This is a genomic window from Micromonospora sp. DH14 (genome assembly GCF_029809455.1).
Classification (GTDB): domain Bacteria; phylum Actinomycetota; class Actinomycetes; order Mycobacteriales; family Micromonosporaceae; genus Micromonospora; species Micromonospora parva.
Genome location: NZ_JARVKT010000001.1, coordinates 761,987 through 787,312, shown reverse-complemented (window position 1 = coordinate 787,312; position 25,326 = coordinate 761,987). Strand labels below are relative to the sequence as shown.

Sequence of the window (25,326 nt, the reverse complement as noted above, 5' to 3'; positions counted from 1 at the left end):
CGGAGTCCGGTCCGGCAGGAACCATCCTCGGGCCGTCGGGCCGCCGCGTCTTGAAGAAAATTTGCTCAGTAGCGGCCCATGTTCCGGTCCCGGCGCACACCACCCGTCTGCCCGCGCGGACCGATCATGGTGGTTGAGATCACGCCGCAAAACACACGTCCGGAAGCAGTGGATCACCCGGGGGCCCTCCGAACATCCGGTCCGCGCGGATACCATCCAGTAAGTCGGACAGCGCTGTCCTTCGTATCCACGCAAGGGAGCGCATCGTGACCGACCAGCACGACCACGACGGCCCGGACGCCGCACTGCGCGCCGACATCCGCCGACTCGGCACCCTGCTCGGCCAGACCCTGGCCCGCCAAGAGGGTCGCCCGCTGCTCGACCTCGTCGAGGAGATCCGCGCCCAGGTCCGCAGCGACGCCCCGGCGGCCGCGCAGCGCCTCGGCGGGCTCGACGTGACCACCGGCACCAAGTTGGCCCGCGCCTTCTCCACCTACTTCCACCTGGCCAACATCACCGAGCAGGTGCACCGCGCCCGGGATCTGCGCCGCCGCCGCGCGGTGCAGGGCGGTTGGCTGGACCAGGCCGCCAAGATGATCGCCGAGCGGGGCGTGCCGGCCGAGGAGATCGCCAACGCCGCTCGCCGGCTCGCGGTACGACCGGTCTTCACCGCGCACCCGACCGAGGCGGCCCGTCGGTCGATCCTGTCCAAGCTGCGGGCGATCGCCGACGAGTTGGACACCGAGACCGCCAACGCGATCCTCTACGGCGCCAGCGACGAGGGCCCGGCCAACCGCCGGTTGGCCGAGCTGCTCGACCTGATGTGGCAGACCGACGAGCTGCGGCTCGACCGGCCGGACCCGACCGACGAGGCCCGCAACGCGATCTACTACCTGCGCGACCTGTACGCGGAGGCCGCCCCGCAGGTGCTCGACGACCTGGCCGACACGCTGCGCACGCTCGGCGTGGAGACCTCACCGACGGCCCGGCCGTTGAGCTTCGGCACCTGGATCGGCGGCGACCGCGACGGCAACCCGTTCGTCACCCCGGCGGTCACCCGCGAGGTGCTGACCATCCAACACGAGCACGGCATCGCCGCCACCGAGAAGGCGATGGACCACCTGATCAACGAGGTCTCGGTGTCCCGCCGACTGCGCGGGGTGTCCCTGGACCTCTCCGCCAGCCTCGCCGCCGACCTGGACGCGCTGCCCGAGGTGGCGCAGCGTTTCCGCCGGGTCAACGCGGAGGAGCCGTACCGGCTCAAGGCGCGCTGCGTGAAGGCGAAGCTCGCCAACACCCGGCTGCGGTTGCGTCAGGGCACCGCGCACGTGCCCGGTCGGGACTACCGGGGCTCCGCCGAGCTGGTCGCCGACCTGGACCTGCTGCGCGCCTCGTTGGCCCGCAACTCCGGGCAGCTCACCGCTGTCGGCCGGCTGGCCTCCACCATCCGTACGGTCTCCGCGTTCGGCCTGCACCTGGCCACCATGGATGTCCGGGAGCACGCCGAGGCGCACCACGCGGTGCTCGCGCAGCTCTACGAGGCGGTCGGCGAGGTCTCCGACTACCCGGCGCTGACCCGGCTGGAACGCACCAAGCTGCTCGCCGACGAGCTGACCGGCCGCCGACCGCTGTCCACGCTGGACACGTCGCTCACCGAGCCGGCCCGCAAGACGTTCGACGTGTTCGGCACCATCCGGGAGGCACAGGACCGGTTCGGCGCCGAGGTGATCGAGTCGTACATCATCTCGATGACCCTGGGCGTCGACGACGTGCTGGCCGCCGTGGTGCTGGCCCGCGAGGCCGGCCTGGTGGACGTGCACAGCGGGCGGGCCCGGATCGGGTTCGTGCCACTGCTGGAGACCCCGGCCGAGCTGAACGCCGGCGGTGAGCTCCTTGACGAGTTGCTGTCACTGCCCGCGTACCGGGCGCTGGTGACCGCCCGCGGCGACGTGCAGGAGGTCATGCTCGGCTACTCCGACTCGAACAAGGAGGCCGGGATCACCACCAGCCAGTGGTCGATCCACCGGGCGCAGCGCGCGCTGCGCGACGTGGCCGCCCGGCACGGCGTGCACCTGCGGCTCTTCCACGGCCGGGGTGGCACGGTCGGGCGTGGTGGCGGGCCGACGCACGAGGCGATCCTGGCGCAGCCGTACGGCACGATGGACGGCGCGATCAAGGTGACCGAGCAGGGCGAGGTGATCTCCGACAAGTACACCCTGCCCTCGCTGGCCCGGGAGAACCTGGAGCTGACCCTCGCCGCGGTGCTCCAGGCGACCCTGCTGCACACCGCGCCCCGGCAGCCGGCCGAGATGTTGGAGCGCTGGGACGCGACGATGGACGTGGTCTCCGAGTCGGCGTTCCGGTCCTACCGGTCGCTGGTCGAGGACCCGGACCTGCCGGCGTACTTCTGGGCGTCCACCCCCACCGAACTGCTCGGTGCGTTGAACATCGGCTCCCGGCCGGCGAAGCGCCCGAACACCGGCGCGGGGCTGTCCGGGCTGCGGGCCATCCCGTGGGTGTTCGGCTGGACGCAGACCCGGCAGATCGTGCCGGGCTGGTTCGGCGTCGGTTCCGGGCTGGCCGCCGCCCGCGAGGCAGGGCTGGCGGACGTGTTGGCCGAGATGCACCGCAACTGGCACTTCTTCCGCACGTTCCTGTCGAACGTCGAGATGATGCTGACCAAGACCGACCTGAGCATCGCCCGCCGGTACGTCGAGACGCTGGTGCCGAAGAAGCTGCACCCGATCTTCGAGCAGATCGAGCGGGAGTACGAGCTGACCAAGCGGGAGGTGCTGGCGGTCACCGCCTCACCGGCCCTGCTGGAGAACTCGCCGGTGCTCCAGCGCACCCTGGCCGTCCGCGACACCTATCTGGAGCCGCTGCACCACCTGCAGGTGGCGCTGCTGCGGCAGTACCGGGAGTCGGGCGCCGCCGGGCGGGCCGTCGCCACCGCCCCGGGTGGTCGACGCGCACCGAGCGACGGCACCGCCCTGGAACGCGCGCTGCTCACCACCGTGAACGGCATCGCCGCCGGAATGCGCAACACCGGCTGATCAGCAGGTACGACGACGGGCCCCGGTCACTGCGACCGGGGCCCGTCGTTCGTAGGTCGGCGGAACGACGCTCAGAAGTCGCCGCCCCCGAAGTCACCACCGCCGAAGTCACCGCCGCCGAAGCCGCCGCCGAAGTCCCCACCGGCGTAGTCCCCGCCGAAGTCCCCACCCTGGTCGCCGCCACCGAAGTCCTGGTCGCCGCCCTGGTCGACACCGTCACCGAAGCCCTCCTGGTAGCCGGCGTCGTAGCCGTACCCGGGGTCGGCGAAGGCGGGTGAGAAGAGCGCGTCGGCGATCAGGATGCCGCCGAGCACGCCGGCCCCGGCGCCCAGCGCCGTCTTCCACCACGGCGTCGAATACCAGCCGGCGGGCACCGGTCGACCCTGATAACGCCCACCGGGGTAGTAGTAGGGCGTTTCCCGGCCGGGTTGCGGCCCGGCCCGGAAGGTCTGCCCCTGCACGTCGACCTCGCGCTCCTTGGTGAGCTGCCCCACGCCCCGGGCGGCGGCCAGGGTCGGCAGCTCGGGGCCCGGGTCGATGCCCAGCGCCGTACGCGCCGCCCGGATGTACGCCAACCCCTCCAGCGCGGTCTCCCGGGCCAGCGCGAACTGGTGCGGCGTGGACGCCTGCTCCAGCTGGGAGCCCGCCGCGTTGTACCGCTCACCGGCGTCGGCCAGCGCCTGGCGCACCGCCGGCTCGTCGCCGTGCAGGTTCATCAGCTGGCCGCCGAGGCGCTCGTACCACCGCTGCGCCTCCGCGCGGGCGTCGCCGAGCTCGGTGCGCCGGCGGGCACCGGCCTGGGCGCGGATGAGCGCGGCGGCGCCCAGCGCGCCGACCAGCACAACGGCGAGGCAGAGCAGAAGTTCCATGTCATCGAACGTACCCCCGGGTGTCACGTCGTATCCGTCTGGCAAGCTCCGGTGATGGACGTCTCGACGCTGCTCCTGGTGATCGTGTGCCTCGGTGTCGGCGGGGCGGTGGGCTGGCTCGCGGCCCGGTCCCGCTCGGCGGCCGACATCGCCCGCCTCGACGCCACCCTGGCCGCCACCCGGGAGGGCGAGGGCCGGCTGGAGCAGTCCATGCGGGCGTTGAGCTACGAGGCCACCGCGCAGTCCCAGGAGGCGGTGGCCCGGGCGGTCGCGCCGCTGCACGACACCCTGCGCCGCTACGAGCAGCGGGTGGCCGAGCTGGAGCACGACCGCGTCGACGCGTACGCCGAGCTGCGTGAGCAGGTCCGCTCCATGACCGCGGTCTCCGGTGAGCTGCGCACCGAGACGAAACAGCTGGTGGCGGCGCTGCGCGCACCTCAGGTGCGGGGTCGCTGGGGCGAGCACCAGCTGCGCCGGATCGTCGAGGCCGCCGGCATGCTGGAGCACTGCGACTTCGCCGAGCAGGTCACCGCCGCCACCGACCAGCAGGTCGTCCGACCGGATCTGGTGGTCCGACTGCACGGTGGCCGCTCGGTGGTGGTGGACGCCAAGGCCCCGTTCGACGCGTACCTGACCGCCATGGAGGCCCGCGACGAGCGCGGCCGGGACACTCACCTCGACGCGCACGCGCGGCACCTGCGGGGGCACGTGGACGCGTTGGCGGCCAAGTCCTACTGGTCGGCGTTCGACAACGCGCCCGAGTTCGTGGTGCTGTTCGTGCCCGCCGACCCGTTCCTCGACGTCGCGCTCCAGCGCGACCCGACGCTGCTGGAGCACGCGTTCACCCGCAACGTGGTGCTGGCCACGCCGGCCACGCTCGTCGCCCTGCTCCGCACTGTCGCCTACTCCTGGCGGCAGGAGGCACTGGCCCGCAACGCGCTGGCGGTGCACACCCTCGCCCGGGAGCTGTACGGCCGGTTGTCCACCCTGGGCGACCACGTGGGCAAGCTCGGGTCCTCGTTGGCGGGCGCGGTGACCGCCTACAACCGGGCGGTCGGCTCGCTGGAGGCCCGGGTGCTGGTCAGCGCCCGCAAGCTCGCCGAGTTGGGCGTCTCGGACGACGAGTTGGCGACGCCCGCGCAGGTCGAGTTGACGCCCCGGCAGCCGCAGGCTCCCGAGCTGGTCGACCCGGCCGACGACGAGGTCCCGACCCGCTGACCACCCATGTGACAGTGCGTATGCATGCATGTCACGAAGTGGTCACAAGGGACTGACCAGTAGTGACAGTGTTCATCGATACACCGAAAGATTCTGCTCACCCACGCGCCCTTGTCCCTGAGGGCCCTGTTCTCTGGAGGAAAGAGAACGTGAGCAAACCCCGAGATCTGCGTCGGCGTACCTCCGCCGCGCTCTTCGCGTCGGTCCTCGCGGCTGGCGCCGTGACCGTCGCGGGTGGTGCCGCCACCGCGGCCGCCGCCCCCGTCACCACACCGGACGCTTCCCCGGCCACCGCCGCCGAGACGCTGGGCGCTCACGACGCCAAACTGCTCAGCGAGGCCAGGGCCAAGAAGGCCCCGACCGTCACCCTGATCGTCTCCACCGAGAAGGGCGAGGCGGGGGACGTCGCCGACAGCCTGGCCAAGCTCGGCGGGACGGTCAGCCAGCGGCAGGACACTGTCGGCTTCGTGCTGGCCAAGGTCCCGACCGACAAGGCCCTCACGGCGGCGCGGCTGCCCGGTGTCTCGGCCGTCGACCTGGACGAGGTCATCCAACTGCCCGACCCGGCACCGGAGAAGACCCCCGCCGGCACCGCCGGCGCACGGCAGGCCACTGTCGCGGCGCCGGGCGAGGCCACCCGGGCGGACAACCCGTACATGCCGACCAACGAGACCGGCGCTGTCAAGTTCACCGACGCCCACCCGGAGTGGGACGGCCGGGGCGTCACGATCGGCATCATGGACTCCGGTGTGGACCTGGCCCACCCGGCCCTGCAGCAGACCACCACCGGCGAGCGCAAGATCGTCGACTGGGTCACCGCCACCGACCCGCTGGAGGACAGCACCTGGCGGCGGATGCAGGCCGAGGTCGCCGGCCCGTCGTTCACCATCGCCGGGGGCACCTGGACGGCACCGGCCGGCACGTACCGGTTCAACCTGTTCAGCGAGTCGGTGACCACCAACAGCGACGCCCGGGGTGACGTCAACCGCGACGGCGACACCACCGACACCTGGGGTGTGCTCTACGACCCGGCCACCAACAACATCCGGGTGGACGCCAACCAGAACCTCAACTTCACCGACGACCCGATCATGCGGCCGTACAAGGAGAAGTACGACATCGGCTACTTCGGCACCGACAACCCGGCGACGCCCGTCGCCGAGCGGCAGCCCTTCGTCGTCGAGTTCCGCAAGAACGTGAACACCACGCCGATCGGGCTGCCGGGCACCTACGACTACGTCAACATCGGCATCGTCGAGAGCACCCACGGCACCCACGTCGCCGGCATCACCGCCGCCAACGACATGCTCGGCAACGGGGCCTTCGACGGCGCGGCACCTGGCGCCAAGCTGGTCTCCGCCCGGGCCTGCTCCTGGGGCGGCGGCTGCACCGCGGCGGCCCTCACGACCGGCATGATCGACCTGGTGGCCAACCGTGGCGTCGACATCGTCAACATGTCGATCGGTGGCCTGCCGGGCCTGAACGACGGCAACAACGCGCGGGCGAACCTCTACAACGAACTGATCGAGACGTACGGCGTGCAGTTGGTCATCTCGGCCGGCAACTCCGGCCCGGGTCTCAACACCGTCGGCGACCCGTCGGTGGCCAGCAACGTGATCAGCGTTGCCGCCTCCATCAGCAAGGACACCTGGCTGACCAACTACGGCTCGGTCGTCAGGAGGAAGAACGCCCTGTTCAACTTCTCCTCCCGTGGCCCGCGCGAGGACGGCGGCTTCAAGCCGAACATCGCCGCCCCCGGTTCGGCCATCTCCACCGCACCGACCTGGCAGCTCGGCGCCCCGGTCCCCGAGGCCGGATACGCGCTGCCCCCGGGCTACGCGATGCTGAACGGCACGTCGATGGCGTCCCCGCAGACCGCCGGCGCTGGCGCACTGCTGCTGTCGGCCGCCAAGGCCACCGACCGGGGCGTCAGCCCGGCCGCGCTGCGGCGGGCGCTGTTCAGCTCCGCCAAGCCGATCGCTGACGTGCCGACGTACGCACAGGGCTACGGCATGGTCAACGTGCCGGGCGCCTGGCAGCTGCTGCGTCAGGGCGTCGAAACCCGGTCGTACGTCTCGGACGCGCCGGTCTGCAGCCCGCTGTCCGACCAGCTGACCATCTGGAACGGTGTGAAGTTCGTGCCGAACCCCGGTCGGGGCACCGGCGTCTACAACCGTTGCGCCGCCGCCGACGGCGGTCACAAGGTCGGACAGGCCAAGACCTACCCGGTCAAGATCACCCGTACCAGCGGCCCGGCCGGCACCATCAGGCACGACGTCACGTTGCAGGGCAACGACGGCACCTTCAAAGCACCGAAGACCGTCGCGTTGCCGCTCAACAAGGCCGTCACCATCGACGTCACCGCCAAGCCGGCCACCGAGGGCGCGCACGGGGCGATCATGCGGATCGACGATCCGGCCACGAACGTGGTCGACTTCGAGGTGTCCACGGTGGTGGTGGCCTCGAACGACGTGAAGAAGCCCAGCTTCTCGTACGCCAACGAGGGCTCGGTCGACCGGAACGGCTTCACGTCGTACTTCGTGACGGTGCCGGAGGGTGCCAAGGCCCTCCAGGTGAACCTCTCCGGGATCGCCACCGGCTCGCAGACCCGGTTCATCGCGATCAACCCGCTGGGTGTGCCGGTGGAGGCCACCACGAGCACCGTCTGCTACACCAACTTCTCCGACGTCAACGTCTGCAAGCCGCAGGAGCGTGACTACCAGAACCCGCTTCCCGGGGTCTGGGAGATCGAGGTGGAGTCGCGGCGCACGTCCCCGGCGCTGAACAACCCGTTCAAGCTCCAGGTGCGGGTGCAGGGCCTGACTGTCGAGCCGGCGCTGGTCGAGCTGCCCAGCGTCGAGGCCGGCGAGCCGACCACGGTGAGCTGGAACGTGACCAACGCCTTCGGTCCGGTCTCGGTCAGCGGTCGCAGCGGCGCGCTGACCGGTGTCCGCACCGAGCGTCCGACCATCACCGAGGGCGGCCCCAACCAGGAGTGGACCGTCGAGATCCCGGCGGGCACCTCGACGTTCACCGCCCGGATCGGTAACCCCGCCAACGCGGGCGCCGACCTGGACCTGTTCGTCTACCGGGGTGCCACCGAGGTTGGTCGGGCCGCCGACGGCGACTCGGAGGAGGCGGTGACGGTGACCAACCCGCCCGCCGGCACCTACCGCGTCGTGGTGGAGCCGTACGGGGTCGACGGGCCGGGGACGAGTACCGCCTACGACTACTACGACGCGTTCGCGTCCGCGTCGCTGGGGACGATCACCGCCCCGGCCGTCGCGGTGCCGCTGATGCACGGCGAGTCGGCCACCATCACCGGCACGGTGACCGCGGTGGCCGTGCCGGCCGACGGGCGTCAGCTCTCCGGTGAACTGGCGATCGTCACGTCCGAGGGCGCGATCGTGGGTCGCGGCAACGTGTCCATCGGGGCCGTGAACTGATCCGCTGGTAACACGGCAGGAGCCCGTCCCCACGTCCGGGGGCGGGCTCCTGCGTGTCAGGGGTGGGTGCTCAGGAGCGTTGGGCGGACGTGACGACGAACGGGGTGCCCTGCTGGCAGGTGGTCATCATGCCGGGCTCCACCCGACCGGTGACCTCGACCCGCGCGCCCGGGGTCAGCACGTCGCGCGGGCCGCCGAGGAGCAGGTAACCGTCGAGCAGGACGCAGCCGGGCTCCACGCCGCCCTGCACGGTGCCGCTCAGCGTGGTGGCCCCGACGCCCGGTGGCGTGCTCGGGCCGCCCGGTTTCGGAGTCTTCACCCCGGGTCGCGCGGTGGGGGTGACGGTCTCCGGCGAGCCGGTCGGGTCCGGGGTGGGCGTGGGCTGGCTGGTCACCGGCTGCGCTCCCGTCGGGGTGGGGGTTGGTGTGCCGCCCACACCACCCTGGTTGCCGCAGGCGCTCAGCGCCACGCAGACAGCAAGCGCGGAGACGGCGAACCGAAGAGTCCTCATGCCGAATCTGACGTACGCCGACCCGAGTTCGTTCCCGTGTTCAGCCGCGCGCCGCGGCGGCCTTCATGTCCCGCTTCAGCTCCTGCGGCAGCGAGAACGTGAGCCGCTCGTTGGCGGTGGTGATCTCCTCCACGTCGGCGAAGCCGCGCGCGGCGAGGTGGACCAGCACCTCCTGGACCAGGTCGTCCGGGACGCTCGCGCCCGAGGTCAGACCGACAGTGGTGGCGCCTTCCAGCCAGGCGTCGTCGATCTCGTGCGCGAAGTCGACCAGGTGACCGGCGCGGGCGCCGGCGTCCAGGGCGACCTCGACCAGGCGCACCGAGTTGGAGGAGTTCGTCGAGCCGACGACGATCACCACGTCGCAGTCGGCGGCGATCTCCTTGACCACGTGCTGCCGGTTGGAGGTGGCGTAGCAGATGTCGTCACTGGGCGGGGACTGCAGCAGCGGCAGCCGCTTCTTGAGCCGGGCCACCGTCTCCAGCGTCTCGTCGACCGAGAGCGTGGTCTGGGAGAGCCAGACCACCTTCTCCGGATCACGTACGGTGATCTTGTCGGCGTCGTCCGGGCCGTCCACCAGTTGGATGTGCGCGGGCGCCTCACCGGCGGTGCCGATGACCTCCTCGTGCCCCTCGTGGCCGATGAGCAGGATGTCGTAGTCCTCGGCCGCGAAGCGCCGCGCCTCGTGGTGCACCTTGGTGACCAGCGGGCAGGTCGCGTCGATCGCCTTCAGCGAACGCGCCTTGGCCTGCTCGTACACCTCCGGCGCCACGCCGTGCGCGGAGAAGATGACGGTGGCGCCCTCGGGCACCTCCTCGTTCTCCTCCACGAAGATCGCGCCCTGGGCCTCCAGGGTCTGCACCACGTGCTTGTTGTGCACGATCTGCTTGCGCACGTAGATGGGGGCACCGTAGAGCTTCAGCGCCTCCTCCACGGTCTGCACCGCGCGGTCGACACCCGCGCAGTAGCCCCGGGGCTTGGCCAGGAGCACGCGCTTGCCGGTCCGGTGAGTCGCCTGAGCCTCAGTCACCACCCCATCGTACGTGCCGGCTTTCCCACCGGCAGCGGGCCGCGACCCCACCCCCGCTCGGCGTTGATCATGAAGTTGTTGCCCCGACACGCCGGCACGGAGGGCAATAACTTCATGATCGACGAGCCGGATGGGGTGGGTCGTAGGGTGGGCGGGTGAGTGAGGGTGGGGCACGGGTGGGGAGCGGTCAGGCCAGCAGCGCTGAGGAGCCTTGGCCGGTACGGGTGGTCAGCCAGAAGGTCGGGGCCTGGATCGCCAAGCTGGGCTGGGTGTGGGTGGACGGGCAGGTGGCGCAGATCAGCCGTCGCCCCGGAGCCAGCACCGTCTTCCTCACCCTGCGCGACCCGTCGGCCGACCTGAGCCTCACCGTCACCACCAACCGGGACGTCCTGGACGCCGGCGCACCCGAGCTGCGTGAAGGCGCCCGCGTGGTGCTGCACGCCAAGCCGGAGTTCTACGCCGCCCGGGGCACGCTGAGCCTGCGCGCCGACGAGATCCGCCAGGTGGGCCTCGGCGAACTGCTGGCCCGGCTGGAGAAGCTCAAGAAGCTGCTCGCCGCCGAAGGACTCTTCGACCGCGCCCGCAAGCGCCGACTGCCCTTCCTGCCCGGCCGGATCGGGCTCATCACCGGTCGCGCCTCGGCAGCCGAACGGGACGTGCTGACCAACGCCCGACGGCGCTGGCCGGCGGTCGAGTTCCGGACGGTCAACGTGGCCGTGCAGGGCCCGTCGGCGGTCCCGCAGATCGTCGACGCGCTCAAGGTGCTGGACGCCGACCCGAGCATCGAAGTGATCATCATCGCCCGGGGTGGCGGCGGCATCGAGGACCTGCTGCCCTTCTCCGACGAGGCGCTCTGCCGCGCGGTGTTCGGCTGTCGTACGCCGGTGGTCAGCGCGATCGGCCACGAGACGGACGCGCCACTGATCGACTACGTGGCCGACGTCCGCGCCTCCACCCCGACCGACGCGGCCAAGCGGGTCGTCCCCGACCTCACCGAGGAGGTACGCCTCATCGGTCAGGCCCGACACCGCCTCGAACGGGCGGTGCGCAACCTGGTCGACCGGGAGACGCACCGGCTCGACGGGCTGCGGTCCCGGCCGGTGCTGGCCCGGCCGCAGGTGATGGTGGAGCACCGGGCGACCGAGCTGACCGCGCTGCGGCAGCGGGCCGGCCGATGCCTGGAGCACCGGCTCACCGCGGCCGAGGGTGACCTGCGGCACACCCTCGCGCGGCTGCGCGCCCTGTCCCCCGCCGCCACCCTCGACCGGGGGTACGCGATCGTGCAGCGCGCGGACGGCCAGGTGGTCCGCGCGGCGGCGGAGGTCGGCAAGGGCGACCCGCTGCGGGTACGACTGGCCGACGGCGAGCTGGCCGCCACAGTCGATGGCTGAGTGGCGACGCGCCGCAGCGGGGAGGGGTGTGCTGAGATGAACGCGATGACTGACGACACGAAGGCCGGGCCGGACGAGCGGCTCAGTTACGAGCAGGCCCGCGCCGAGCTGGCCTCGGTGGTGGAGCGGCTGGAGGCCGGCGGCACGTCCCTGGAGGAGTCGCTGGCGCTCTGGGAGCGCGGCGAGGCGCTGGCGGTGATCTGCCAACGTTGGCTGGATGGCGCGCGGGCGCGGATCGACGCCGCCCGGCAGGAACCAGCTTCCTGACCGCAGCCGGGACGACTGGAGCCGCAGCGGGCCACGGGGACCGTGGCCGCGGCGGCTGGGACCGCGGTGGGGCGGCCGGAGCCGCCCCACCGGGGCAGGTCAGTTGAACAGGCTGTACAGCTCGGCCGGCGCCTCGACGACCTGGTCCGCCGGCGGCTTCTGCGCGGCGGTGGCGGCACCGTAGTCGGAGTACGTCATCTTGATCTCCTGGGCGGCGGTCTGCCCGGCGGCCGGCAGTTGCAGCACCAGCTCACTGAGCCGGCCCTGCGGGTCCACCTTCGCGGTGAACGGGACGGTCTTCGCCTGGGTGCCGAGCGCGGCGATCGTGGCGGCGTTCAACGAGCCCGCCTCGGCGGCCTTGGTGACGTCGATGGTGCCGGCGTACGTGCCGGTGCCGGTGCTGCGGACCTCGGTGATGCCCTGGGTGAGCACCGCGCTGCCGGCCGGGTCGACCTTGTCGAAGTCGAAGCCGAGGTTGCGGTTGCCCTTGATCCGGTTCTGGTCCAGGTGCTGGTACTTGCCGAGGTTGAGCTGCTTGATGGCGGGCAGGCCGTTGGCGGTGGGGCCGGTCAGCTCCAGCTTGACCCAGCTGTCCGGCTTGTAGTGGATCACGTCGAGCTTCATCGCCAGGTCGGACGAGGGACCACCGATGGCGATCTTCAACGCCGCGCTCTGGCTCGGCTGGTGCACCAGCCCCTCCGCCGTCGAGCCGGCGCCGGCCAGCGTGAACCGGAAGTTCCCGTTGCTGATCTCCTTGGTGGAGTCGAGCAGTGCCTGCTTGGCGTCGCCCGCCACCGGGGCACCGGACGGGCTCGCCGCGCCGGACGCCGTCACCGTCGGGGACGGCGTCGATCCGGTGGTGCCGGTTCCGCTGGCGCAGGCGGCCAGTGCGGGCGTGATCAGAGCGGCGGCTACCAGGCCGGCGCCAAGTCGTCGAACAGTCATACGTGTCTCCCAAGGGGGTCACCCGACGACCTTGGCGGCGCCGGAAACCGGGCGACGCAGCAGCACCGTCGGCTGCGTCGCGCGATCCGGGCCGAGCAGCGCGCCCGGATCACCCCCTCCTTGTTCCCTGTCGACGCGTCGGACAATCACCCTTCGGGCTGGTTGCCCAGATTCGGCGCCGGCGGGTCCATCGATCGCCGAGGTCCCCTCAGCGCAGTGAGCCGGCCAGTTCGCGTAGTTCGTTGTCCCGGGCGTCGCCGACGACGATCACCGTGCGGGTCGGCTCCAGCAGGACCAGCGCCTGTTGGTTGCCCCGGGCGGTGTAGAGCTGCCAGGTGCGCCCGGCCAGCTCGGTGGGGCCCTGCGGCTGGCCCTGGCTGGTCAGCTCGGCGGGGAGCAGACGATCCGCCGGGACGCTGCTCTGCAGCAGTTGGACGCCGCGCCCCTCCGGGGTGAGGTAGCCGAGCCGCAGGTTCGCGCCGTTCTCGACGGTCTGGTAGCGGGCGCTGACCGTCTTCCAGTCGGAGCCGAGCCCCTGCGGCTGGCTCACCGGGAAGACGTTCGCCGACCGGGCCTGTTCGATCGCGGGCGCCGGATCGACGGTGGTGGCCTGGTCGCCGCCGAGGAATCCCCGGTAGAACGCCAGCAGGAGCGCGATCGGGACGAGCAGCACCAGCAACGAGATCGCCATGTCCTTCGGCGACCGCTCGGACTTGCCGGCCGCCGCCGGCGGCGGGGTCGGGGTCGGGGTCGGGGTCGGGGTCGGGGTCGGGGTCGGATCGGTCGCGGCGGGCTCACCACCGGCGGGGACGTCGGCCGGCGGCTGACCGTCGGGCGGCGTGCTGTCGGCGGGTACGCGGTCAGCTGGCTGTGCGGGTTCCACCCCGCTATCTTCGCAGCCGCCCGACCGGCGGTATCCGGGCCATCACCGCCCCGCGCCGACGCCCCGTCGGCCATCGTGTGAGGATCAGCGACAAAGCCGGCGGTGGGGGCCTCCCCACGGCCGGTCGTCCCCGCACCGTCGCGAGGAGGAGTAGCCGTCATGACGAACACCAGGACGCGGATCCCACAGGATCTCGACCGTAACCTTGCCCTCGACCTGGTCCGGGTCACCGAGGCCGCGGCGATGGCCGCCGGCCGGTGGGTCGGTCGGGGCGACAAGGAGGGCGGCGACGGAGCAGCTGTCGACGCCATGCGCAAGCTGATCAACTCGATCCAGATGCGCGGTGTGGTGGTGATCGGCGAGGGCGAGAAGGACAACGCCCCGATGCTCTTCAACGGCGAACATGTCGGCGACGGCACGGGCCCGGAGGTGGACGTCGCCGTCGACCCGGTGGACGGCACCACCCTGATGAGCAAGGGCATGCCGAACGCCGTGGCGGTGCTCGCCGTCTCCGAGCGGGGTGCGATGTTCGACCCCAGCGCCGTGTTCTACATGGAGAAGCTCGCCGTCGGGCCCGCGTACGCCGACGTGATCGACATCAACGCCGGGGTGGCGGAGAACCTGCGCCGGATCGCCAAGGTCAAGGGCACCGACGTCTCCGAGGTGACGGTCTGCGTGCTGGACCGCAGCCGCCACGACGACCTGGTCACGCAGATCCGCCGGGCCGGGGCGGGTATCCGGTTCATCTCCGACGGCGACATCGCCGGCTCCATCGCCGCCGCCCGGGGCGAGTCGGACGTGGACGTGCTGATGGGCATCGGCGGCACCCCGGAGGGCATCATCTCCGCGTGCGCGCTCAAGTGCATGGGCGGTGCGATGCAGGCCAAGCTCTGGCCGCGCGACGAGCAGGAGCGGGAGAAGGCGATCGCCGCCGGGCACGACCTGGACCGGGTGCTGGGCACCGATGATCTCGTCACCGGCGACAACTGCTTCTTCGTGGCGACCGGGGTCACCTCCGGCGACCTGCTGCGCGGCGTGCGGTACCGGGCGGGCGGGGCGTACACCCAGTCGATCGTGATGCGCTCGAAGAGCGGCACCATCCGGGTGATCGACTCGTACCACCGGCTGGAGAAGCTGGCGCTCTACTCCGCTGTCGACTTCGATGGTCGTCCGCTGGCTGAACAGGAGTGACAATCACCGACACGGCGACCCCGCAGACCCTGTCGGCCGCCCGCCGGATCACCGGCGTCGCGTTGGCGTCGGCCTCCGGGGTCGCGGTGGCGGTGCAGTCGCGGATCAACGGCGAGCTGGGGGTACGCCTCGAGGACGGTTTCGCCGCCGCGGTGGTGTCGTTCGGCCTCGGCCTGCTGGTGCTGCTGGTGCTGGTGCCCGCGACCCCTGGTGGCCGGCGCGGGCTGGCCGCGACCCGGCGGGCCCTGCGGACGGGCGCGCTGCGGCCGTGGCAGTGCCTCGGCGGCATGTGCGGGGCGTTCCTGGTGGCCACCCAGGGGCTCACCATCGGCACGTTGGGTGTGGCGGTCTTCACCGTGGCGGTGGTGGCCGGCCAGACCGGCAGCAGCCTTGTCGTGGACCGGGCCGGGATCGGGCCGACCGGCCGGCAGCCGGTCACCCGGCAGCGGCTGGCCGGCGCGGTGCTCACCGTGTTGGCGGTCTGCCTGGCGGTCGGTGACCGACTGGGCGACCCGGGCGCGCTGGCGCTGGCTCTGCTGCCGCTGCTCGCCGGGGTGGGCATCGCCTGGCAGCAGGCCGTCAACGGTCGGGTCCGGGCGGCGGCCGACAGCGCGTTGACCGCCACGCTCGTCAACTTCGCCGTCGGCACTGTCACCCTGCTGGTCGCGTTCGCGATCGACATCGCCGTACGCGGCTGGCCCGGCGGCCACCTGCCGACCGAGCCGTGGCTCTACCTGGGCGGCCCGATCGGCATCGTGTTCATCGCGATCGCCGCCGCGATCGTGCGCTTCACCGGTGTGCTGCTGCTCGGACTGGCCACCATCGCCGGGCAGATCGTCGGCGCCGTCCTGCTGGACCTGGTCCTCCCCACGGCGGCCTCGCACCCCGGGGTGAACACCCTGCTGGGGGCGGCGCTGACCATGGTGGCAGTGCTGATCGCCGCGCTCGCCCCGCCGGCCCGCCGCTGAGAGATCGGCAGACCGGCCGCGGAGGGCCTCGGCGGTCGCCGTCAGCGCACCGGGAATCCCCGGGTCGGTCTGGGTCCGGTACCGACGCTCAGCCAGCGTCGGAGGAGTGCCCCGGGAAGAGGTGGGCGCTCGGGTCGATGGCCACCGCCGCGTTGTTGACCGCCGTCGCCGCCTCACCGAAGCCGGTGGCGATCAGCCGGACCTTGCCCGGGTACTCGGTGATGTCGCCCGCCGCAAAGACCCGGGGCAGGTTGGTGGCCATCGCGCTGTCCACCAGGATGTGGCGGCGGTCCAGCCGTAGCCCCCACTCGGCGAGCGGGCCCAGGTCGGCGGTGAAACCGAGGGCGGCCACCACGACGTCCACCGGCAGGGTCTCGGTCGCGCCGCCGCGCACCGTCACCTCGGCACCGGTCACCGTGCCGTCCCCGAGCAGCCTGGTGACCTCGGCGTTGACCACGACCCGCACCGGCAGCGCGAGCACCCGGGCGACCGTCGAGGCGTGCGCCCGGAACTTCTCCCGTCGGTGTACGAGAGTCACCGACCGGGCCAGCGGTTGCAGGGCCAGCGCCCAGTCGAAGGCGGAGTCGCCACCACCGACGATCAGCACGTCCCGATCGGCCAACTCGGTCGGCTCGGTCACGAAGTAGACGATCCCTGCCCCGGGGGCACCGTCGGCGCACGGCAACGGCCGAGGGCTGAAGCTGCCGAGCCCGCCGGTGACCACTATCGCGCCGCAGGTGAGTTGCTCACCGCCGGCCAGGCCCAGCACCGGTCGGCCGTCGGCGTACGAGAGCTTCTCCGCCCGGGTGCCGAGCAGGTACCGCGGATTGAACGGCGCCGCCTGGGCCACCAGGTTGGCCACCAGATCCCGGCCCTTGACGGCGGGAAAGCCGGCGACGTCGAGGATCAGCTTCTCCGGGTACATGGCGGTGACCTGGCCACCCGGCTCGGGCAACGCGTCGATCACCGCCACCGACAGCCCTCGGAACCCGGCGTAGTACGCGGCGAAGAGGCCGGCCGGACCGGCCCCGATCACGGCGACATCGACCTCGCGCATGGCGTACCGTCGCTTTCCGCTTACGGATCAACGCGTGCTGATCTCGACCGTAGGCGGGCGACGACAGTCGGGCAAGCACGTCCCAGAGGCGCGCCGGAGAATCGGCTCAGGGCAGGCTGAGCGTGGAACCTGAGTAGTCCGGGCCGTCCACCGCCGGTCGCCGCCGCCGGAACAGGATCGCCGCCACCACCCCGCCGAGCAGGCCGAAGAGGTGGCCCTGCCAGGAGATCCGCTCGTCGGTGGGGAGGATGCCGACCAGTTGCCAGCCGTAGAGCAGCCCGACCAGGAGGAAGACCGCGAAGTTCCACCAGCTGCGCTCGACGATGCCCCGGGTGAGCAGGATGCCCAGGTAGCCGAAGATGACACCGCTGGCGCCGACCACCACCGAGTTGGGCGAGCCGGTGAACCACACGCCGAGCCCACTGACCAGGATGATGATCAGGGTCGACCAGAGGAACCGGCGGGCGCCGGCGGCGAGGACGAAGGTGCCCAGCAGGATCAGCGGGATGCTGTTGCTGTAGAGGTGGTCGAAGCCGTGGTGCAGGAACGGGGAGAAGAAGACCCCGTCCAGCCCGTCGATGCGTTGCGGGATGATGCCGGCGGTGGCGTCCAGGCCGAACGCCAGCCCCTGGTCGACGGCCTCGATGAGGAACAGGAACGGGACCACCGCGCACATGGCGACGAAGGCCCGGCCGAGCGAGGCGTAGAACGCCTCGGTGCCGAACCGGAACGGGTCGCCGCTTGACGGGTGCAGGGTCACCCCACAACTGCTATCAGCAAAAGCGGCCGACCGCCACTCACGTCCCGACCGGGGTACGCGCGACAGTGGGGCGGGTGGTCGCCCACCCGCCCCGCGTCGGGAGCGTCAGTAGTGCCCGTTGTTCTGGAAGTAGGTCCAGGCACCGCAGGGCGTCTTGTACCTGCCCTTGATGTAGCCCAACCCCCACTTGATCTGGGTGGCTGGGTTGGTTCGCCAGTCGGACGCGACGGAGCCCATCTTGCTGCCCGGCAGCGACTGCGGGATGCCGTACGCACCGGACGAGGAGTTGCTGGCCTTGTGGTTCCAGCCGCTCTCCTTGGTCCAGAGCTTCTCCAGGCAGGGGAACTCGGAGATGCCGAAGCCGGCGTCGATCATCAGAGCGCAGCCGGTCTTGCGGTTGCCGCTGTACTCGGCGCAGGACGCCGGGATCGGCCCGTCGTACGGCTTGGCGGCCGCGTTCGCGGCCGCGCGCTCACGTTTGCGCGACGCCGCGGCGGCCTCGGCCTGGCGTGCCCGCTCGGCGGCTTCCTTCGCGGCCTGCTTCGCCCGCAGCTTCGCCTGGTACTCGGCGGCGCGTTGCTTGGAGAACTGCACCTGGTGGGCGGCCTGCCGCTCACGCTGGTACGCGAGGTCGGCCCGGTCGACCTCGACGCTGACCTTGTCGGTCAGGCCCTGTTGCTGGGTTTCCCGGTCTTCGCCCAGGTAGAAGCCACCGGCAACGCCCACGGAGAGCAGCGCTACAGCAGCCGTACGGGCGCCCAACCGGCTCCACAGCCGACTCACGAAGTGGTCCCTTCGTCGGGAGCAAGGACGTGGCGCGGCGCGGGCCGCAGGTGGGCCGTCAGCCGTGCCACGAGCGCCCCGACCGGTTGCCGGTCGCGCTGACGCACCGATCTTCGCTGATGTCGTCCGTTTCGCGACGTTCGATCACCAACGATTCCTCTGGTGCGTGGACGCTCGTGGGACACGATTGCGCACAGTGAGGCTGATGGGAAACGGACCGGGCCGTTTGTGATCTGGGCCACACTGAAAATAGGGACGAAACCCCGCAAAGCGCCCGTCAGATCGGAATGTCCTCCAGGAGGTCGGTGACCATCGCGGCGATCGGCGACCGCTCCGAACGGCTGAGGGTGACGTGTGCGAAGAGCTGATGGCCCTTGAGCGCCTCGATGACAGCCGTCACCCCGTCGTGTCGACCGACCCGCAGATTGTCCCGCTGGGCCACGTCGTGGGTGAGCACCACCCGCGAGCCCTGCCCGATCCGGGACAGCACCGTCAACAACACCCCGCGCTCCAGCGACTGGGCCTCATCCACGATCACGTAGGCGTCGTGCAGGCTGCGCCCCCGGATGTGGGTCAGCGGCAGCACCTCCAGGATGCCCCGCGAGGTGACCTCCTCCAGCACGTTCTCGTGCACCACCGCGCCGAGCGTGTCGAAGACCGCCTGCGCCCACGGCGACATCTTCTCCGACTCCGAGCCCGGTAGGTAGCCCAACTCCTGGCCACCTACCGCGTACAGCGGGCGGAACACGATCACCTTCTTGTGCCGGCGGCGCTCCATCACCGCCTCCAGCCCGGCGCAGAGCGCCAGCGCCGACTTGCCGGTGCCGGCCCGGCCGCCCAGCGAGACGATCCCGATCGACTCGTCCAGCAGCAGGTCGAGAGCGATCCGCTGCTCGGCCGAGCGACCGTGCAGCCCGAACGCCTCCCGGTCGCCCCGGACCAGCCGCACCGACTTGTCCGGCAGCACCCGGCCGAGCGCCGAGCCACGCGCCGAGTGCAGCACCAGACCGGTGTGACAGGGCAGCCCGGCCGCCTCGTCGAGGTCGAGCGTCTCGCCGGCGTAGAGCTGGCCGATCTGCTCCTCGCTCAACTCCAGCTCCGACATGCCGGTCCAGGTCGGGTCACTGGCCTGGCCGTGGCGGTACTCGTCGGCGCGCAGGCCCACCGAGGCGGCCTTGACCCGCAGCGGCATGTCCTTGCTGACCAGGGTCACCTCCCGCCCCTCGGCGGCGAGGTTCAGCGCGACGGAGAGGATCCGGGCGTCGTTGCTCTCGGTGCGGAACCCGGGCGGCAGGACACCGTCGTCGGTGTGGTTCAGCTCCACCCGCAGGGTGCCGCCGACGTCGTTGGCGGGCACCGGGTGGTCGAGTCGACCATGCCGGACCCGCAGGTCGTCGAGCATCCGCAGCGACTGCCGGGCGAACCAGCCCAGCTCCGGATGGTGCCGCTTGCCCTCCAGCTCGGTGATGACCACCAGAGGCAGCACCACCTCGTGCTCCGCGAACCGGTGGAATGCCGCCGGATCGGAGAGCAGCACCGACGTGTCCAGGACGAAGGCCTGGCCGGCTGGTCGTGGCTCCTTGGGGTCGGCCGGCGCGGCGGCCGCCGAACGGCGGCTCCTGGTGGCGCGGCGGGTCGTGGCAGTCGCGGCCGGGGTCTGGTCGGCACCGGCGATGGTACGGCGAGTCGTCACAGGCCTGCTCCGACGGATGGGCACCCGCCACCCGTGTTCCGCCTCCTCCGGTGCCCGGGGACACGGGGTCGGATGCGGAACCCCGTGCGCGAGGTCGCAGATCCGGGCGGACCGGCTGGCTCGGGAGAACCCCGTGCCATGCCTAGACGCTAGCCCCGCCGGACCTTCCCGGCTAGAGGCCGAACGTGGATCTCCCACGGCGCGCTCGTGAACAGCGCCGCGCCGACGCCCCCACCAGCCGAAAGGCACCGTCGCGGGCACGGCGGAACCGGCCGGGATGCATGCCCCCTGCGCGCATCCCGGCCGGTTGGGGCCACCGTCACCGGTCTGACGTGACCCCGACGGTGCGTGTCCGCCGCGGACGACGCACCGCGTTCGTGGCACCAGTCGGCGGGGCGGACCCCGCCGATCGACCTCAACCGGTCCGTCGGACGAGCGTGCCGGTCGGGTGCCGCCCGGTGATCGGGGCGGCCGGCGCGCTGAACGACGAGCCGGTGTACGTGGTGCCGGGGCGGGCGACGGCACCAGCGGAGCGGACCACCCCCGCAGGCGAGACCGACAGGGCCGAGGCGATGGCCGCCTGGGCGTCCCGACGACGCCGGTTCCAGGCGCCCCGGTCACCGTCGAAGTAGCCCTGCCGGTAGCCGAAGCGGTAACCGATGCGGTAGCTGAGCTGCCCGTGCAACCGCCCGGCCGCGTAGCTGGTGGCGCCGAGCACCAGGACGAGGAACACCGCGAGAAAAGGGCTCATCGGGCAGCTCCGGCCCAGCCGGGACGCCAGGTCATCGCTCCTCCGGCTCGATCGTGGTGGGGTCGGCGACGAGCAGTCGGTCCAGGTCGTCCGTGCTGACCTCTTCGACCAGCTCGACGCTGATCCGGCAGCCGTCCAGCACGACTTCGGCCACCGAGGACCGACGGATCTCGCCGCCGGCGTCGTAGACCCGGACGCTCAGCTCGGGGCAACCGAGATGGGTACGCCAGGCGTTCCATTCGGCACGATCGCCGACGCTCAGCGACAGGTAGCGGCAGCCTCGGGCGAGGTAGAGGCGCCAGGGGGCGGTCAGCCCCGCGGCGACCCCCTCGGCGATCAGCCCGAAGGCCTGGGCGCGGGTGGCGAGCTCGGTCACCACGGCCCCCTGGCACCGGGGGCGTGACGCATGTGAGCACCAGTCGTCTCATGCACGTGACACACCGTAGATTGTCCCATGGACGTGACAGTATCAGCTTTTCGTCCGGTTACGTTTGCCACTACGTTCATCTATTCTGCCCGCGTGACACCCCTCAACAGTGGCACTGACTCGTTTACCGGAAATCCGAACTCCTCGTCACGTCTGCGTGACAGTGGCGAGCCGGCGTACCCACCCTCCGTCGGCTGGCCGTACCGTCACGGAGTGACCGAGACGGCCAATGCGCGGAAGATCGCCTTCGCCACCTTCGTCCGACGGGCCCTGGACGAGGCACGGGCGACCCGAGCCTGGAGCGGCACCGAGGTGTCCCGGCGCACCGGCGTCTCCCGGCAGACCATCAACCGCTGGGTCCGGGGCGACTGGGCCAGCGACCCGGAGGCCGAACGGGTGGTCGCCTTCTGCGAGGGGTTGGGCCTGAACCCGGCCGCCGCCTTCGCCGCCCTCGGCTGGGACCGCACCGCGACCGGCCCCCGCACCGGCCAGGCCGCCCCTCCGATGGACCCCGACGTCGAGGCGCTGCTGCGCCGACTGGTCGATCCGCAGGTGTCGGACGCGGAGAAGTTCCACATCCGCGAAACCATCAGATACCTCGCATACCGCCCAACGTTGCCGGTCGATGTCCGAAAAAGGGGTAATCGGGCAGGCTAGTTCCTCAGATAGCGAAAGAACGCCTGGTCAGGTTCATTCGTTTACCTCCGGGGTTGGAACGGGCACGCTAGCGTCCCTATTCGTACTGCTTGGGCTCGTCATCGGCGGGGGGACGGGACAAGGCCGAACCCAGCCCTGCGGGACAGAAGGAGGGGTCTGTCCATGACCCTGAAGTGGTTGGCAGTCGTGGTCGCAACGGTGTCGGTGACACTGTGGGTGACCGGCAACACAGTGACCCTCGTGGTCGACGGCGGGCAGCTTCCGCTGCTCGTCAACCTCTTTGCGCTCATCACCGCCGGCACCGCGGTCGTCCTGGCCGTCGTCGCCGAGCTGCACGAGCGCCTGAACAACCGGATCAGCGCGCTCACCGAGTTCCTGGTGGCCCGGCTCAACGAGATCGAACACCACACCGGCGATCGGAACACCGGGTTCGTGGAGGGTTACCTGTTGAGCCACGGCCAGGAGGCAGCGGTGGTGCCGTTCGGCCGGCGCGGACGAGGAGCTGCCGAACGCTGATCGCCTACCGCGCAACGGGTCCGCTCGGCCAGGAATGAGCCTGGATCGCCGGGGTACGCTGACGCGCGTGCCGCCGTTGAATCTGGGCAATCAGCAGCCGAAAACCCCGTTGGACGCCGACCAGGCCTGGCGGGCAACCGCCAGCCGGGCGGCCGGGACCGTGCTCTTCTTCGACTTCGACGGAACGCTCGCGCCCGTCGACGACGATCCGACCGCGGTACGCCCGGCTCCGAACGCGTTGGCCGCGATCGAGGCGCTCGCCCCGGTCGTGCAGCGGGTCGCGATCGTCTCCGCCCGACCCGTCGAGTTCCTTCGGGACCAGCTCGGCGGGCTCGCCGGCGTGGACCTCTACGGTCTCTACGGGCTGGAGCACAGCCACTCCGGCGGGGAGACCGTCACCGAACCGGCCGCGCTGCCCTGGGTTCCGACAATGGCCGAGCTGGCCGACCTGGCCCGGGCGGAGCTGCCTCCCGGCACGCTGGTGGAGTACAAGCGGCTCTCGGTCGCGCTGCACTGGCGTACCGCCCCGCAACTCGGCCCGACCGTGCAGCAGTGGGGGCAGGCGCAGGCCGACCGCCTGGGGTTGCGTTCGCAGGCCGGGCGGATGGTGCTGGAGCTCAAGCCGCCGGTCGACCGGGACAAGGGAATGGTCATCGGCGAGGCGATCAAGGGCGCCACCGGCGCCTGGTACTTCGGCGACGACGTCTCCGACATCAAGGCCTTCGCCGCGCTGCGCGCTCGCGCCGCCGCCGATCCGGACTTCCTCGGCGTGTGCGTGGCGGTGGCCAACTCGGAGACCGGACATGAGGTGGCCAACGCCGCCGACCTGACGATCGAGTCGCCGGCCGCCCTGGGCGACTTCCTCACCCGGGCGCTGACCCACCTGCCCTGACCGGCCTGCCCTGTGCCGGCCTGCCTTGACCGAGCGGCGACCGACGGCGTCGCCGCCCGGTCAGGTGCCGTAGCGGCGTTGCCTGGTGGCGTACGAGCGCAGGGCCCGCAGGAAGTCGATGTGCCGGAAATCCGGCCAGTTGAGCTCGCAGAAGTAGAACTCCGAGTGCGCGGACTGCCACAGCATGAAGTCGGAGAGCCGCTGCTCACCGCTGGTGCGGATGACCAGGTCAGGGTCGGGCTGGCCGCGCGTGTAGAGGTGCTCGCTGATGTGCTCGACGTCCAGCACCTCGGCCAGCTCCTCAAGGGTGCCGCCGGCCGCTGCGTGTTCCAGCAGCAGGGAGCGGACCGCGTCGGTGATCTCCCGCCGACCGCCGTAGCCCACCGCGATGTTCACCTCCGCCCCTCCGCTGCGGTCGAGGGTGCGTTCCTCGGCGCCCTTGAGCGCCGCCGCGGTCTGCGCCGGCAGCAGGTCGAGCGCACCGACCATGCGCAGCCGCCAGGGGTTGCCCTCCTCGGCCAGCTCCACCACCAGATCCTCAATGATCTTCACCAGTGGATCCAGCTCGCTCGCCGGGCGACGCAGGTTGTCGGTGGCCAGCAGGTAGAGGGTCACGTGCCCGACGCCAGCCTGGTCGCACCAGGCGAGGACATGCTTGATCTTCGCGGCGCCGACCCGGTGCCCGTCGTTCGGGTCGACGAAGCCCATCTCCCGCGCCCAGCGGCGGTTGCCGTCGCACATCACCCCGACATGGCGGGGCACGGGCTTACCGGCGAGCTTCGCCGTGAGCCGGCGCTCGTACACGGAGTAGATAAGGTTCCGCAGCGTCATCACCTAGCAGCGTAGCGACCCTTGCGCCAGTTCACCGCCTCGGAGCCCCATCCCCGCCGCCCAGACCGATGCCGATCATCGCGAGCGTACGAGCGGTGAGGCGTCCGTCACCCAGCCCCAACTCGACCACGTCGTAGAAGACCCGGTCGTCCCGACGGGCCGCCCGGACCGCCGCGTCCACCACCCGGCGTCGCCGGGCCAACCAGGCAGCGACCGAACTGTGCCGCAGGTGGGTGCCGAGACGGCGACGCAACCCGTTGGCGTAGTGGCCGGCGGCGTCCTCGGGCGACCGGGCCGCCGCCGACCCGGCCAGCGCGCCGGAGAGCAACGCGTAGAAGATCCCCTCCCCGGTGAACGGGTTGATCAGCGACAGGGCGTCCCCGGCCAGCAGCGTGCGCCCCCGCCCCGGCGAAGGCCGGTGCGTGGAGAGCGGCAGGTGATGGGCCCGCAACGCGGTCACCGTCGCCAGGTCGGTGCCGGGTAGCAGCGCGGCCAGCCGGTCCAGCAGGTACGCCCGGCTCAGCGGCTCACCGCGCAGGACCTCCCCGTATCCGACGTTCGCCCGTCCGTCACCGATCGGAAAGGACCATGCGTACGCCGGCCAACGCGCCTTCGAGGTCACGATGAGCTGCTCGGACGGGCCGGGCAGCGCCGGGGCGTACCCCCGGATGGCCAGCGCGAGGTGCCGGTCGGGGTTCTGCGGATGGCCGAGCGCCCGACGCACCACCGAGCCGGCGCCGTCCGCGCCGATCACCACCCGCCCGGACACCTGCCCGTCGAGCACCACCCGGTCGGCTCGTGGCTCGACCTGGCGCACGGTGTGCCGGCGCAGCTGCGCGCCGGCGGCCACCGCGGCCGCCACCAGCCGCGCGTCGAAAACCTCCCGGGGCACTGTGTACGCGGGTCGGGGCAGCGCCCGGGCCACCGCACCGCCCCCCGGCGAGATCATGCGGAGCGCCGGCAACGGCGCGTAACCCGCCACCGCCTCGGTCACCCCCAGCTCGGTGAGCACGTCCACCGAGTGCGCGGCGATCCCGTCACCACACGCCTTGTCCCGGGGGAAGTCGGCCCGGTCCAGCAGCAGCACGCTGGCACCGGCCCGGCGCGCGGTCAGCGCCGCTGCCGCGCCGGCCGGCCCCGCCCCCACCACCACCACGTCGAACTCGTCGTCCACCGCGCGCCTCCCTCCA

The 25,326-nt window shown here is 71.5% G+C and carries 23 protein-coding genes; 10 read left to right on the top strand and 13 right to left on the bottom strand.

Features of this window, described 5'->3' with window-relative positions:
• Nucleotides 1-266 precede the first annotated feature (266 nt).
• Nucleotides 267-3,053, top strand: a complete 2,787-nt coding sequence (gene ppc, locus QCZ28_RS03755) for a phosphoenolpyruvate carboxylase (RefSeq protein WP_279515205.1) — start codon at nt 267-269, stop codon at nt 3,051-3,053.
• A gap of 71 nt (nt 3,054-3,124) precedes the next feature.
• Here the strand turns inward: ppc and QCZ28_RS03750 are convergent, their stop codons facing one another.
• Nucleotides 3,125-3,922, bottom strand: coding sequence for a hypothetical protein (locus tag QCZ28_RS03750; protein ID WP_279515204.1), 798 nt, complete (start codon nt 3,920-3,922; stop codon nt 3,125-3,127).
• Nucleotides 3,923-3,976: 54 nt separating this feature from the next.
• Between QCZ28_RS03750 and QCZ28_RS03745 the strand changes: the two genes are divergently transcribed.
• A complete protein-coding gene (locus QCZ28_RS03745) occupies nt 3,977-5,140 on the top strand; it encodes a DNA recombination protein RmuC (protein WP_279515203.1) in 1,164 nt (387 codons plus the stop codon).
• Nucleotides 5,141-5,289: 149 nt separating this feature from the next.
• Nucleotides 5,290-8,586 (top strand): S8 family serine peptidase, encoded by a 3,297-nt coding sequence (locus QCZ28_RS03740; RefSeq protein ID WP_279515202.1) that lies wholly within the window; start codon nt 5,290-5,292, stop codon nt 8,584-8,586.
• A 70-nt stretch (nt 8,587-8,656) separates the two neighbouring features.
• On the opposite strand, the gene QCZ28_RS03735 is transcribed toward QCZ28_RS03740, so the two are convergent.
• Nucleotides 8,657-9,097 carry a hypothetical protein gene (locus tag QCZ28_RS03735; RefSeq protein WP_279515201.1) on the bottom strand — a complete coding sequence of 147 codons (441 nt, stop codon included), beginning with the start codon at nt 9,095-9,097 and terminating at the stop codon, nt 8,657-8,659.
• Between the two features lie 40 nt (nt 9,098-9,137).
• On the bottom strand, nt 9,138-10,124 hold the full coding sequence (locus tag QCZ28_RS03730) for a 4-hydroxy-3-methylbut-2-enyl diphosphate reductase (protein WP_124770510.1): 987 nt from the start codon (nt 10,122-10,124) through the stop codon (nt 9,138-9,140).
• Nucleotides 10,125-10,348: 224 nt separating this feature from the next.
• On the opposite strand from QCZ28_RS03730, the gene xseA reads away from it, so the two are divergent.
• Both xseA and QCZ28_RS03720 read left to right on the top strand, forming a co-directional pair.
• Nucleotides 10,349-11,515 carry an exodeoxyribonuclease VII large subunit gene (xseA, locus tag QCZ28_RS03725; protein WP_347815082.1) on the top strand — a complete coding sequence of 389 codons (1,167 nt, stop codon included), beginning with the start codon at nt 10,349-10,351 and terminating at the stop codon, nt 11,513-11,515.
• 45 nt (nt 11,516-11,560) lie between these two features.
• The gene (locus QCZ28_RS03720; protein ID WP_030328827.1) at nt 11,561-11,782 is read left to right on the top strand and encodes an exodeoxyribonuclease VII small subunit; all 222 of its coding nucleotides are present in this window, start codon (nt 11,561-11,563) and stop codon (nt 11,780-11,782) included.
• Nucleotides 11,783-11,881: 99 nt separating this feature from the next.
• Here the strand turns inward: QCZ28_RS03720 and QCZ28_RS03715 are convergent, their stop codons facing one another.
• Complete coding sequence (locus tag QCZ28_RS03715) at nt 11,882-12,727, bottom strand: hypothetical protein (RefSeq protein WP_279515199.1); 846 nt, start codon at nt 12,725-12,727, stop codon at nt 11,882-11,884.
• Nucleotides 12,728-12,935: 208 nt separating this feature from the next.
• Entirely contained in the window at nt 12,936-13,610 is a 675-nt protein-coding gene (locus QCZ28_RS03710) for a DUF4245 domain-containing protein (RefSeq protein WP_279515198.1), read from the bottom strand.
• 159 nt (nt 13,611-13,769) lie between these two features.
• Between QCZ28_RS03710 and glpX the strand changes: the two genes are divergently transcribed.
• Both glpX and QCZ28_RS03700 read left to right on the top strand, forming a co-directional pair.
• Nucleotides 13,770-14,801, top strand: a complete 1,032-nt coding sequence (gene glpX / locus QCZ28_RS03705) for a class II fructose-bisphosphatase (protein WP_030328833.1) — start codon at nt 13,770-13,772, stop codon at nt 14,799-14,801.
• Between the two features lie 2 nt (nt 14,802-14,803).
• Entirely contained in the window at nt 14,804-15,769 is a 966-nt protein-coding gene (locus QCZ28_RS03700) for a DMT family transporter (RefSeq protein ID WP_279515306.1), read from the top strand.
• A gap of 88 nt (nt 15,770-15,857) precedes the next feature.
• On the opposite strand, the gene QCZ28_RS03695 is transcribed toward QCZ28_RS03700, so the two are convergent.
• The 6 genes from QCZ28_RS03695 to QCZ28_RS03670 all read right to left on the bottom strand — a co-directional run bounded on the left by QCZ28_RS03695 (nt 15,858) and on the right by QCZ28_RS03670 (nt 21,189).
• Entirely contained in the window at nt 15,858-16,826 is a 969-nt protein-coding gene (locus tag QCZ28_RS03695) for an NAD(P)/FAD-dependent oxidoreductase (RefSeq protein WP_279515197.1), read from the bottom strand.
• 106 nt (nt 16,827-16,932) lie between these two features.
• A complete protein-coding gene (locus QCZ28_RS03690) occupies nt 16,933-17,586 on the bottom strand; it encodes a rhomboid family intramembrane serine protease (RefSeq protein WP_030328841.1) in 654 nt (217 codons plus the stop codon).
• 105 nt (nt 17,587-17,691) lie between these two features.
• A complete protein-coding gene (locus QCZ28_RS03685; protein ID WP_030328842.1) occupies nt 17,692-18,369 on the bottom strand; it encodes a lytic transglycosylase domain-containing protein in 678 nt (225 codons plus the stop codon).
• Nucleotides 18,370-18,646: 277 nt separating this feature from the next.
• Nucleotides 18,647-20,062, bottom strand: a complete 1,416-nt coding sequence (locus QCZ28_RS03680) for a PhoH family protein (protein WP_030328848.1) — start codon at nt 20,060-20,062, stop codon at nt 18,647-18,649.
• Nucleotides 20,063-20,477: 415 nt separating this feature from the next.
• Entirely contained in the window at nt 20,478-20,813 is a 336-nt protein-coding gene (locus QCZ28_RS03675) for a hypothetical protein (RefSeq protein ID WP_030328854.1), read from the bottom strand.
• Between the two features lie 31 nt (nt 20,814-20,844).
• Nucleotides 20,845-21,189 (bottom strand): hypothetical protein, encoded by a 345-nt coding sequence (locus QCZ28_RS03670; RefSeq protein ID WP_030328857.1) that lies wholly within the window; start codon nt 21,187-21,189, stop codon nt 20,845-20,847.
• Nucleotides 21,190-21,453: 264 nt separating this feature from the next.
• Here QCZ28_RS03670 and QCZ28_RS03665 point away from each other — a divergent pair, with 264 nt between their 5' ends.
• The 3 genes from QCZ28_RS03665 (at nt 21,454) to otsB (ending at nt 23,305) form a co-directional block, all read left to right on the top strand.
• Nucleotides 21,454-21,897, top strand: a complete 444-nt coding sequence (locus QCZ28_RS03665; RefSeq protein ID WP_279515196.1) for an XRE family transcriptional regulator — start codon at nt 21,454-21,456, stop codon at nt 21,895-21,897.
• A gap of 162 nt (nt 21,898-22,059) precedes the next feature.
• On the top strand, nt 22,060-22,413 hold the full coding sequence (locus QCZ28_RS03660) for a hypothetical protein (protein ID WP_030328864.1): 354 nt from the start codon (nt 22,060-22,062) through the stop codon (nt 22,411-22,413).
• Between the two features lie 67 nt (nt 22,414-22,480).
• Complete coding sequence (gene otsB, locus QCZ28_RS03655; protein WP_279515195.1) at nt 22,481-23,305, top strand: trehalose-phosphatase; 825 nt, start codon at nt 22,481-22,483, stop codon at nt 23,303-23,305.
• Nucleotides 23,306-23,365: 60 nt separating this feature from the next.
• Here the strand turns inward: otsB and QCZ28_RS03650 are convergent, their stop codons facing one another.
• Nucleotides 23,366-24,136, bottom strand: coding sequence for an isoprenyl transferase (locus QCZ28_RS03650; RefSeq protein ID WP_279515194.1), 771 nt, complete (start codon nt 24,134-24,136; stop codon nt 23,366-23,368).
• Nucleotides 24,137-24,167: 31 nt separating this feature from the next.
• Nucleotides 24,168-25,310, bottom strand: coding sequence for a geranylgeranyl reductase family protein (locus tag QCZ28_RS03645; RefSeq protein ID WP_279515193.1), 1,143 nt, complete (start codon nt 25,308-25,310; stop codon nt 24,168-24,170).
• Nucleotides 25,311-25,326 lie beyond the last annotated feature (16 nt).